The organism is Actinoplanes sp. NPDC048967 (assembly GCF_040649415.1).
GTDB lineage: Bacteria > Actinomycetota > Actinomycetes > Mycobacteriales > Micromonosporaceae > Actinoplanes.
In genome coordinates, this window is sequence record NZ_JBEZFL010000002.1 from 125,016 (window position 1) to 136,194 (window position 11,179).

Here is an 11,179-nt window from a genome sequence, read left to right on the forward strand (position 1 = left end):
GCGCCGCACCGACAACCAACACGAGTGGTCGTCACTGCTTTGTGACAGGCGGCCTCTGCAAGATCAAACGGTACGTGTAGACCGCGAAGGTCAGGCTGCCGACCAGGATCATCACCAGCGCGACCCAGTCCTCACCACTGATCAGATAGTCGCCCTCGGTGGTCCGCGTGCCCGCCGCGAAGAACATGATCAATGTCCAGAGCGCCCACGGCACCGCCAGCGCCCAGCGCCGGCCCACCGTGGTCACGGCGAACCAGCAGAGCGCCAGATTGGCCAGCACGGCCGCCGGGACGGCGACGCCGATCGGCACCCCACCGAGCCGCAACGGCGACAGGAAGATCTCCAGCGCCGCGGTGAGCACGGTGGCCGGCGCGGCGATGAGCAGTCCGGCGACCCGGAAGGTCAGCTCCAGCGCCCGGCCGGGCGGAGCGGGCGGCGGCGGGTCGGCCGCCGGGGAGACCGAGGGGGCTTCGAGAGTCATCGCCCCACCACGTTGCTGAACAGGTCGTCCTCCCACTTGTGCGGGCCACTCACCTCGCCACGCTCGCCCTTGACCAGGGTGAAGTACTCCACGCCCATGAACTCGCCGCCGAAGTCGCCGGCGATGCCGTACAGCCAGGAGTTGTCCGGGATCTGGGTGGCGTGCGCGCGCATCGCGGCCACCTTCTGCTCGTAGCAGTCGGTGCCGTCGATCCGGGCGGCGATCTCGTCGTCCGGGTGGCCGAACGGGAGGTCCTCGACGTTCTCCACGTCGGCGAACGGGTTGTCGTCCATCCCCTTGAACGCCTCCATGCCGCCCTCGAGCACGCTGCGGGGCATGGCGGTCCAGTAGATCTTCTCCGGGCCGAAGCCCTCGGCCTCGGCCAGCTCGGCCGCCCGCATCGCGACCCGGTGCGCCTGGATGTGGTCCGGGTGACCGTAGAAGCCGTTCTCGTCGTACGTGATCAGCACCTGCGGGCGTACCTCCCGCATGATCTCCAGGCACTGCCGGGCCGCCTCCTCCAGGTCGGCCTGCCAGAACGCCCGGGGATGGTTGTTGGTCTCCAGACCCATCATCCCGGAGTCGCGGTAGCGGCCCGCCCCGCCGAGGAAGCGGTGGTCGGTGACGCCGAGGGCGGCACAGGCCCGCTCCAGCTCGACGATGCGCCAGCCGCCGAGCTGGTCGGCCTGGCGCGCCTCCAGCTGCGCCAGCGCGGGCACGTGGATCTCGCCTTCCTCACCCAGCGTGCAGGTCACCAGGGTCACCAGGGCGCCCTCGGCGGCATATCGGGCCATGGTGGCGCCGGTGCCGGTGACCTCGTCGTCGGGATGGGCATGCACGAGCATCAAGCGGCGTGCGGGCAGCGCGTTCGTCACGCGCGCCACTCTACGCGCGAGCGCCCGGCGGCCTCGCGTGTGCGGTTTGCCGGGCGCGAGGGGCCGGTGATCAGCGATGCTGGTCAGCGTGGAGTATCCCGAACTCGCGGACCGCACCGGCCGGTTCCGCTTCGGCGCCCCGCACGCCTTGACGGTCGGTGACGACGGCGCGCGGGTGGCCTTCCTGCGCTCCGCCGGCCCGTACGACCCCGCACCGGCGTTGTGGGTGCTCAACGTGGCCACCGCCGCCCTCACCGAGGTGACGCCGGGGCCGGTCGACTCGTACGCCGGGTCGGCGACGCTCGACGTGCTGGCCTGGGCCCACCAGGGGCAGCTGTCCAGCACGGCGGGCCCGATCGTCACCGCCGCCGCGGTGCGGGACCCGCGGCCGGACCCGACCGGGCAGCACATCGGCTACGTGACCGCGGACGGCAGCCTGCGCGTGGTCACGGACGGCAACGACGAACTGCTGGCCGGTGAGCCCGGCAGCGGCGTGACCTGGGGCGTGGCCGGGCCGGTGGCCGGGGAGTTCGGACGCGACCGCGGCTGGTGGTGGGCCCCGGACGGGACCCGGATCCTGGCCGTACGCGGTGCCGGCCCGTCGAACAGCCTGCACCTGCTGGACCTGTACGGCGGCTGGGTCGACGTGCACTGGGACCGCGAGACGTACCCGTACCTGGTCGACGTGCACTGGCACGGCCCCGGCAACGCCCTGATCACCGTGCTGCGCCGGACCCAGCAGCACGGCCTGGTGCTGTCCGTCGACCCGCGCACCGGCGAGACCCAGGTGCACGCCGAGCTGGCGGACGCGCGGTGGGTGGAGCCCGTACCCGGCACTCCCCGGCAGCTGCCCGACGGCCGGGTCCTGGTCGGCGGCGAGCTGGCGCACGACGGCTTCGACGCCCGCTGCCTGTTCGCCGACGGCAGCCTGATCACCCCGCCCGGCCTCTACGTCCGGCGCGTCGCCGGGATCCTGCCGCGTCCGTCCGGCGGCCCCGAGCTGATCATCGAGGGCACCGACGGCGAGCCGTCCGAGCAGCACGTCTTCGCGGTCCGTACCGCTCTCGGCGGCGGCAGCGCGAGCGCCCGCCGGCTCAGCACCACGCCGGGCTGGCACACCGCCGCGGTCGGCGGCGACGTGCTGGTCCTCGACCGGACGGTCGTCCGCGGCGCCGCGGACGTGGCGGCACTGCCCTCGCTGGCCGAACCGCTGCCCTACCACCCGGAGCCGCTCCTGGAGCGGGTGACCGACCGCCGGCTGCCGGCCGCGGTGCTGTATCCCGCCGGCCACGTCACCGGGACCCGCCTGCCGGTCCTGCTCGACCTGGGCGCGGGGCCGGGCCACCAGCACGTCGTGGCCGACGCGGCCGCCTGGCAGGACCGGCAATGGTGGGCCGACGCCGGCTTCGTCGTGGTCAGCGTCGACTCCCGGGGTACGCCCGGAGTGGCGCCCAGCTTCGAGAAGGTGGTCTACCGCCGGCTCGCCGACGTGGCCCTCACCGACCAGATCGACGCGCTGCACGCCCTCACCGGCAAACACCCGGACCTCGACCTGACCCGGGTCGCGGTCCGCGGCACCGGCCTCGGCGGCTGGCTCGCGGCGCTGGCCCTGACCCGCCGCCCCGACCTGTTCCGCTGCGGCGTCGCCCGCGACCCGGTCACCGACTGGACCACGCTGCCGCCCGCGTACGCCGAGCGCTACCTGGGCAGCCGCACCGACAACTCCGATGTCTACGACCACCACAGCGTCACCTTGCCGGCGACGCTCCTGATCTCCCCCGACGGGGACCTGTCCGCAGAACTCGCATTCGTGACCCGGGAGTGTGCATGACGTCAGCCCTGATCGGCCGCAGCCTGCCCATGGAAGCCCTGGCGACGACCGAGTCCGACTACCTCCAGCTCGGCGAGACGTCGGCGCGCACGGAGCTGTGGGACGGCGGCGTGCTGACGTGTCCCAGAGACACGCCGCGCCACCAGCTGATCCTGAACGCCCTGGCCAACGCGCTGCGGGCGAACCGCACGGACCTGAACGTGATCTCCGGCGTACCGGTGCGCCTGGGCCCGGGCCGGATCGCGGTCCCGGACCTGATCATCGCGGGCACGATCGACCTGGACCAGCCGCTGGTGGAGGCCCAGTCGGTCCGCCTGGTCTGCGAGATCACCTCCCCGGCGAGCGCGACGGTGGACTGGACCCTGAAGATGCACGCGTACGCCCAGGCCCGGATCCCGTGCTACCTGGTGGCGGAACCGGAGCGGGGGTTGCTGCACAGCAACATGCTGTCGGCCCAGGGCTACGTGGAACAGTCGGTGATGCAGCTGGTCCGGGTCACCGGCCTCGATCTCTGACCGGTCTGATCATGGGTCCGATGTGGGAAACCCAGGCCATGACGTCCGTCATCATGGGCCAGGGAACGCCGGTGACAGAGGAGGAGTTCTTCGCGCTCGGTGAGACATCCAGGCGCATCGAACTCTTCGACGGGAGCTTGTTCGTGACTCCCGCCCGCACTCCTCAACACCAGCACATCTCGAGTGAGCTCGCGTTCGCACTTCGGACCGCAGCACGTAAAGCCGGCCTCTACGTCCACGAAGCGGTCAACGTGCGACTGCTGCCGGGCCGGATCCCGATCCCCGACGTGGCGGTCACCGAAAAGATCAACTTCAAGGAACTCGTCATCGACGCCGAAGCTGTTCGGTTGATCTGTGAGATCGTCTCGCCGTCGAACGCCTCCGCCGACAAGGTCCTGAAAATGCACTACTACGCGGCGGCAGGCATCCCCTGGTATCTCCTGGTCGAGCAGGAGAGTGCCACGCTGCACCTCTATCAGTTGCGCGGTGACCACTACGTCGAGCATTCCGTCACCAGGCCCGGTGAGGTGCTCCATCTTGAGGAGCCGGTGACCGCCGATCTCGTGCCCGAGGACCTTCTTCCGCCGGATTGAGAAAACCGGACGCCCGCTGTCAGGTTTTGCGGTCAGGCTCGGTGGCATGACGAAGCAACCACTGACCGGAAAGGTCGCCCTCGTGGCCGGGGCGACACGCGGCGCCGGACGGCAGATCGCGGTGCAGCTCGGCGCCGCCGGCGCCACCGTCTACGCCACCGGGCGCAGCACCCGCTCCCAGCGGTCCGAGATGAACCGCCCCGAGACCATCGAGGAGACCGCCGAGCTGGTCACGGCCGCCGGTGGCACCGGCATCGCGGTGCCCGTCGACCATCTGGTCCCGGAGCAGGTCGAGGCCCTCGTGCAACGTATCGACACCGAGCAGGGCCGACTGGATGTGCTGGTCAACGACGTGTGGGGCGGCGATCCGCTGGCCACCTGGCACAAGCCGGTCTGGGAGCAGCAGCTGGACCCGGGGCTGCGGCTGCTCCGGCTGGCGGTCGACACGCACATCATCACCAGCCACTTCGCGCTGCCGCTGCTCATCCGTACGCCGGGCGGCCTGGTCGTGGAGATGGGTGACGGCACCACCGCCTACAACACGGTCAACTACCGGCTGTCGGTCTTCTACGACCTGGCCAAGTGGTCGGTGAACCGGCTCGCCTTCGCCTGGTCGCAGGAGCTGGCGGAGCACGGCGCGACCGCGGTGGCGCTGACCCCGGGCTGGCTGCGGTCGGAGATGATGCTCGACAACTACGGCGTCACCGAGGAGAACTGGCGCGAGGCCACCGAGCGGGAGCCGCACTTCGCCATCTCGGAGACCCCGGCCTTCGTCGGGCGCGCGGTTGTCGCGCTGGCCGCCGACGAGGACCGGGCCCGGTGGAACGGCCGTTCCGTGTCCAGCGGTGAGCTGGCCCAGGTGTACGGCTTCACCGATCTCGACGGCAGCCGGCCGGACGCGTGGCGTTACCTGGTCGAGGTGCAGGATCCCGGCAAGCCCGCCGACGTGACCGGCTACCGGTAGAGCGAGCGCGTCCGCTCCGCGGCCGCGGCGACCCGGGACCGCAGCTCCGGCGGGTCGATCACTTCCACCTCCGGGCCGAGGCTCAGCACGTACGTGTACGCCACGTCCGGCGACTCGACCGGCAGCCGGGTCCGGATCCAGCCGTCCGGGTCCGGCTCGCCGGCTGCCTGCTCGGCCTCCTGGCGGGCGATGGGCTCGACCACGTGCCGCAGCAGCCGCCGGCCGTCCGGACTGAGCCGGACCGTGATGGTCTCGCGCAGCATCTGCCGGACGAAGTCCGCGGCCCGGTCCGCCCAGAACGACGGCAGGTCGAAGTCCGGATCCCGCTCGAAGGTGTCCCCGGCCGGCTCCGCCGCGACGACCCGGTCCGCGCGGTAGACCCGCAGGTCGGCGCCGACCTGGCCGACGAGGTACCAGACGCCGTTCTTGAGGACCAGACCGTACGGCGCGACGGTGCGGGTCACCTCGTCACGGCTGCGGTACCGCAGCGTCAGGACCTGGTCGTGCCAGACCGCCCGGGCCAGATCGGCCAGCAGCGGTGGCGGGTCGGTGTCGCCGAACCAGCCCGGCGCGTCCAGGTGGAACCGCTGGCCGGCGCTCCGCGAGGCGTCCCGCAGCACCGGGGGCAGGGCGGCGAGCACTTTGCGCCGTACCGTCCGGACCGGCTCGGCCAGGCCCATGTCCCGCGCCGGACCGGGGAGCCCGGCCAGGAACAAAGCCTCGGCCTCGGCCGGACTCAGCCCGGTCAGCCGGGTGCGGTAGCCGCCGACCAGGCGGTATCCGCCGGTGCGGCCCTGCTCGGCGTAGACCGGCACACCGGCCGCCGACAAGGCCAGCACGTCGCGGTACACGGTCCGCTCCGAGACCTCCAGCTCCGCGGCCAGTTCGGCCGCGGTCAGCATGCCGCGCGACTGCAGCAGCAGCACGAGGTTGATCAGCCGGGCAGCACGCACGGACCGATTCTGCACCCGGCACCGGGGCGCCGGGGTGACTCAGGCGGCGGCGAGCTGGTTCCGGCCGGCCCGCTTGGCTGTGTAGAGGTGGGCGTCCGCGCGGTCGTAGAGGTCACGGCCGCGTTCGCCGCTGTGGCAGGCGGCCAGGCCCATGCTCAGCGTCACCGTCAGGCCGGACGCGATCGTGCTCCAGTCCCGGGCCAGGATCACCCGGCGGATGCGTTCGGCGATCTGCCGGGCCTCGTCCTCGCCGGTGGTCAGGAACATGGCGAACTCGTCCCCGCCGAAGCGGATGGCCACCTCGTCGTGGCGGCAGTGGGCGCGCAGCACCGCCGCGATCTCGCCCAGCACCCGGTCGCCGACGCCGTGCGAGAACCGGTCGTTGATGTCCTTGAAGCGGTCCACGTCGATCAGCAGCAGGGAGCCGCCGGCCGCGACCGTGTCGATCCGGCGGTCGAACATCCGGCGGTTGCCCAGCCCGGTCAGCGCGTCCGAGGTGGCGGCCAGGTCGGCGGTCGTGCGCGCCGCCTCCAGCTCCACCCGGCGGTACGCCTGCCGCAGCATCGTGCGCCGGTCCAGCCGCAGCTGCCACAGCGCCTCGACGTGGCTGCGCAGCGATTCCAGCGCCGCCTGCGTCGCGTCGCCGGGGAACTCCTGCACGGCGGTGATGGCCAGCTCGTACTGGAACAGCAGCCGCTGCGACCGCAGCACGGACAGTTCCAGGGCGGCCCGGAACTCGCGGCGGGCGGCCCGCCACTGACCGGTGGCCCGCAGGGCCAGCCCGTACGCGAGGTGCAGCAGGCGGGCCTCGTGCTGCTGACCGGCCTCCCGCATCTCCAGCAGCAGCTGGTCGACCAGGGCGAACGCCTGCGCGACCCGGCCGCTCTTGGCGTGGCAGACCGCGAGCAGCGCCATCCCGACCGGGGAATCGATGCCCTGGTCGACCCAGTACTGCAGCACGGCCCCGCTCTTGTCGACCAGCGCGGACGACTCCTCGGTCCGGCCCACCTGCTCCAGCCGCAGCGCCCACTCCAGCCACGTCTCGGCGTGGGTCAACTCGGCGGCGGACCGGTACAGGTCGTCCGGCGACTCGAACGACTCCACGCACAGGCGCATGGCGTGGTCGGCGAGCTCGAAGAGTTCCGCGCTGCGGGCGGCCTCACCCAGCGACGACATGGCCGAGAAGTACCGCAGCCCCTTGCGCGGCACCACGTCCAGCACGGCCATGGCCCGGGCGACGTAGTGCAGGCCGTCGTCGATGCGGCCGAGGTGGATGAGCACCTCGGCGGTGTCGGCCATGATCTTGGCGTCGGTGGCCCGCGGGCCGCTCAGCTCGGCCGGATCGCTGACCAGCTCCTCGGCGATGGCCAGGGCCTCGTCGAGGCGGCCGAGGGCGCTCAGGGCGTACATCCGGCCCAGCCGGCTGACCCGGAAGGTGCGGCGGTCGCCGAGCAGCAGCGTGACCGCTTCCGCCTCGTCGGCGGCGAGCAGAGTCTCCGTGTGGTGGCCTCGGATGGTCAGGTCGTGCACGTGCAGCGCGAGGCCGGCGAAGGGACCGTACGGCGAGACCAGCACCGGCAGGCGGTTCATCGTCGTTCCCCGTTCCCCATGGCCCTATGGTCGGCTGATCCGCCCCTGATGTGAGGGGTCCGCGCCGGACCGGGCAGAGAATGTCGGAGGGTTCGCCTAGGGTCTCGGGCATGAGCGTGGATCACTTCGACGAGGCCGGCACGGCGGTCCAGGCCGCTCTCGACGCCGGGGCCCGATACGCGGACGCACGGGTGATGCTGCGGCGCACCGAGACCATGAGCGCCCGTGACGGCGAGGTCGAGGACCTCAGTTCCGACGAGAGCGCGGGCATCGGCGTGCGCGCGCTGGTCGGGTCGAGCTGGGGCTTCTACGCCGTACCCGACCTGTCCGACGCCGCCGCCCGCGCGGCCGGCCGCCGGGCCGCCGAGATCGCCGCCGCCAGTGCCCTGGTGCCCGGTCCGGCGATCGACCTGGTCCCGACCGGCGCCGGCACGGCCAGCTGGGCCAGCCGGTGCGAGATCGACCCGCTCTCGGTGCCGCTGTCGGTCAAGGGTGACCTGCTGGTCGCGGCCACCGCGGCGGCCCGCGACGCGGGCGCCGACCTGGCCGAGGGGATCTACCAGATCTGGGACACCCGCAAGTGGTTCGCCTCCAGCGACGGTCACCGCATCGACCAGCACATCCGCGAGTGCGGCGCAGGCATCACCGCGAGCGCGTACGGCGACGGCGAGATCCAGCGCCGGTCCTGGCCCTCGCACCGTGGGCAGTACGGCACCCGCGGCTGGGAGCTGGTCGACGAGCTGGCCCTGACCGACAACGCCGCCCGGATGGCCGACGAGGCGCGGGCACTGCTGACCGCCCCGCTCTGCCCGTCCGGCGAGACCACCCTGATCCTCGGCGGTGAGCAGCTCGCCCTGCAGATCCACGAGTCGGTGGGCCACGCCATCGAGCTCGACCGCATCCTCGGCTGGGAGGCGGCCTTCGCCGGCACCTCCTGGCTCGACCTGGACCAGCTCGGCACCCTGCGGTACGGCTCCGACCTGATGAACATCACCATCGACCCGACGATCCCGGGCGCGCTGGGCAGCTTCGGCTACGACGACGAGGGCTCACCCGCGGTCAAGCGCGACGCCGTCCGCAACGGCCGCTGGGTGGGCGTGCTGGCCGGACGCGACTCCGCGGCGATGGCCGGGCTGGACTACGCCGGCAGCGTGCGCTCCGACGGCTGGGCGCGGCTGCCGATGGTGCGGATGACCAACGTCGGCCTGGAGCCGGGCCCGCACACCCTCGACGAGATCATCGCGGCGACCGACGACGGTGTGCTGATGGACATCAACCGGTCCTGGTCGATCGACGACCGCCGGCTCAACTTCCAGTTCGGCTGCGAAATTGGATACGAAGTGAAGAACGGCAAGCGCGGGCGGATGTTGCGCAACCCGACGTACACGGGGATCGGCCCGAAGTTCTGGCAGTCGATGGACATGCTGTCCTCCGAGACGGTCGCCTGGGGCACGCCGAACTGCGGCAAGGGCCAGCCCGGTCAGATCGGGCACACCGGCCATCCGGCCGCTCCGGCCCGCTTCACCGGCGTACGCGTGGGGGTGCGGGGATGAGTGCCGAGCTTGATCTCGCGGCCCGGGTCGTCGAGCTGACCCGGCGGCTGGCCGGCCCGGGCGCCGAGGCCGAGGTGGTCGCGGCTCACTCCGCCGAGGCCCTGACCCGCTTCGCGAACTCGGCGATCCACCAGAACGTCGCCGACGCCACCACAACCGTGCGCCTGCGGCTGCACCTCGACGGCCGCACGGCCGGCGGCTCCACGACGGTGACCGACGCCGGCGGCCTGCAGTCGCTGGTCGAACGCACGATCGCCGCCTCCCGCCTGTCCCCGCCCGACCAGGCCTGGCCCGGCCTCACCGCACCCACGCCGCTGCGGGATTCACCCGCCTTCGACGAGGCCACCGCCGCCGCGGGCCCGCACGAGCGCGCCGCCCGCGTCCGCGACTTCGTCCGGGCCGCTGACGGGCTGGAGACGGCCGGCTTCTGCCGCACGACGTATTCCTCGGGCGGCTTCGCGAACACGGCCGGCCAGGCCGTCGAGGGCCGGGCCGCCGAAGCCGCGATGGACGGCATCGCCCGCCTCGCCGGAGCGGACGGCGTGGCCCGCCGCGCGAGCAGCCGCCTGACCGACCTGGACGGCACCGCGCTGGGCACCCGGGCAGCGGCGAAGGCCCGCGCCGGTGGCCGCCCGATCGAGCTGCCCCCGGGCCGCTACGAGGTGGTCCTGGAGCCGACCGCGGTCGCCGACATCCTCGACAACCTGGCGACCTTCGGCTTCAACGGCAAGTCGTTCGCGCAGCACCAGTCCTTCGCGAAGCTGGGCGTCCAGCAGTTCGACCGGGCGGTGACCATCCTCGACGAGCCGCTGGGCGCGACCCTGCCGTTCGACCAGGAAGGCACGCCGCGCGACACCCTGATCCTGGTCGACGCGGGCACCACCACGGCGGTCAGCCACGACCGCACCTCAGCGACCGAAGCCGGCTCGACCTCCACCGGCCACGCCAGTGCGGCATCCCGCTCCTGGGGCCCGATCGCGTCCAACCTGCGCCTGGCCTCCGGACCGGGCGGTGACGCCTCGTCCCCGGAGAACGGCGAAGGCCCGACGGCGGCATCGGCCCGCGCTCTGGTCAGCGGCATGCGGCGGGGTCTGCTGATCACCGACTTCTGGTACACCCGGGTGCTGGACCAGAAAAGCCTGGTCATCACCGGCCTGACCCGCAACGGCGTCTGGCTGGTGGAGGACGGCGAGGTAACGGCGGCGGTGGGGAACATGCGGTTCACGCAGTCCTATCCGCAGGCTCTGGGGCCGGGAGCGGTGCTGGGCGTGGGGGCCGAGGGGGTGTCGCTGCCGGATCGGTGGTCCGGGGTTCGTTACACGGCACCGGCCCTGCACCTGAAGTCCTGGAACCTGACCGGCAACGCCTCCGGCTGACCGGGCGCCGACGCGGTTCGTGACGCTGTTCCCGGCGCCGGGTTGACCTGACCGCCGCCGCCCGCAGCGAGACGCCACACCGCGAGGTTCTGCCGTCTTGCTCGCGAGTGGACCCGCGGGCGGGAGCTCCATCGGCTCGGCCGCGCCGGGCTGGCCGGCCGCGGCGGGCTGGCCGGCCGCGGCAGTCGGGGCCGGAGACCCGCTGGGTTACCCAGCCGCGGTCGCCGCGGCGGTCAAAGCCGGAGACCCGCCCGGCTACCCGGCCACGGTCGCCGCGGCGGTCAAAGCCGGAGACCCACCGGGCTGCCCCGGCGCGGTCGCCGCGGCGGTCAAAGCCGAAGACCACCGGGCTGGCCGGCCACGGTGGGCGCAGCGGTCAATGCCAGAGAACCATCGGGTGGCCGGCCTCGGTCGCCGCAGCGGTCAAAGCCAGAGAACCACCGGGCTG

The 11,179-nt window shown here is 72.6% G+C and carries 10 protein-coding genes; 6 read left to right on the plus strand and 4 right to left on the minus strand.

What is annotated here, in order from left to right; all coding sequences use genetic code 11:
• Positions 1–31 precede the first annotated feature (31 nt).
• Positions 32–481, minus strand: coding sequence for a hypothetical protein (locus tag AB0C12_RS07265; RefSeq protein ID WP_360545165.1), 450 nt, complete (start codon positions 479–481; stop codon positions 32–34).
• Positions 478–1,326 (minus strand): N-acetyl-1-D-myo-inositol-2-amino-2-deoxy-alpha-D-glucopyranoside deacetylase, encoded by an 849-nt coding sequence (mshB, locus tag AB0C12_RS07270; protein ID WP_360547042.1) that lies wholly within the window; start codon positions 1,324–1,326, stop codon positions 478–480. The genes AB0C12_RS07265 and mshB overlap by 4 nt, the downstream gene beginning before the upstream one ends.
• Positions 1,327–1,444: 118 nt before the next feature.
• On the opposite strand from mshB, the gene AB0C12_RS07275 reads away from it, so the two are divergent.
• From AB0C12_RS07275 to AB0C12_RS07290, 4 genes are read left to right on the plus strand one after another with little or no spacing between them, the layout of a single operon-like run.
• Positions 1,445–3,187, plus strand: a complete 1,743-nt coding sequence (locus tag AB0C12_RS07275) for a prolyl oligopeptidase family serine peptidase (RefSeq protein WP_360545167.1) — start codon at positions 1,445–1,447, stop codon at positions 3,185–3,187.
• Positions 3,184–3,702 carry a Uma2 family endonuclease gene (locus tag AB0C12_RS07280; protein WP_360545169.1) on the plus strand — a complete coding sequence of 173 codons (519 nt, stop codon included), beginning with the start codon at positions 3,184–3,186 and terminating at the stop codon, positions 3,700–3,702. The genes AB0C12_RS07275 and AB0C12_RS07280 overlap by 4 nt, the downstream gene beginning before the upstream one ends.
• 20 nt (positions 3,703–3,722) lie before the next feature.
• A complete protein-coding gene (locus tag AB0C12_RS07285; RefSeq protein WP_360545171.1) occupies positions 3,723–4,295 on the plus strand; it encodes a Uma2 family endonuclease in 573 nt (190 codons plus the stop codon).
• A gap of 46 nt (positions 4,296–4,341) precedes the next feature.
• Positions 4,342–5,259, plus strand: coding sequence for an SDR family oxidoreductase (locus AB0C12_RS07290; RefSeq protein ID WP_360545173.1), 918 nt, complete (start codon positions 4,342–4,344; stop codon positions 5,257–5,259).
• Here AB0C12_RS07290 and AB0C12_RS07295 read toward each other — a convergent pair.
• Positions 5,250–6,212 carry a YafY family protein gene (locus tag AB0C12_RS07295; RefSeq protein WP_360545175.1) on the minus strand — a complete coding sequence of 321 codons (963 nt, stop codon included), beginning with the start codon at positions 6,210–6,212 and terminating at the stop codon, positions 5,250–5,252. The two genes, AB0C12_RS07290 and AB0C12_RS07295, sit on opposite strands and share 10 nt — an antisense overlap.
• A gap of 39 nt (positions 6,213–6,251) precedes the next feature.
• Positions 6,252–7,802, minus strand: a complete 1,551-nt coding sequence (locus tag AB0C12_RS07300) for a GGDEF domain-containing protein (RefSeq protein ID WP_360545177.1) — start codon at positions 7,800–7,802, stop codon at positions 6,252–6,254.
• Positions 7,803–7,912: 110 nt separating this feature from the next.
• Here AB0C12_RS07300 and AB0C12_RS07305 point away from each other — a divergent pair, with 110 nt between their 5' ends.
• Together AB0C12_RS07305 and AB0C12_RS07310 are read left to right on the plus strand one after the other, a co-directional pair.
• A complete protein-coding gene (locus AB0C12_RS07305; protein ID WP_360545179.1) occupies positions 7,913–9,355 on the plus strand; it encodes a TldD/PmbA family protein in 1,443 nt (480 codons plus the stop codon).
• Positions 9,352–10,731, plus strand: coding sequence for a metallopeptidase TldD-related protein (locus AB0C12_RS07310; RefSeq protein ID WP_360545181.1), 1,380 nt, complete (start codon positions 9,352–9,354; stop codon positions 10,729–10,731). The genes AB0C12_RS07305 and AB0C12_RS07310 overlap by 4 nt, the downstream gene beginning before the upstream one ends.
• The last annotated feature ends 448 nt before the right edge of the window (positions 10,732–11,179 follow it).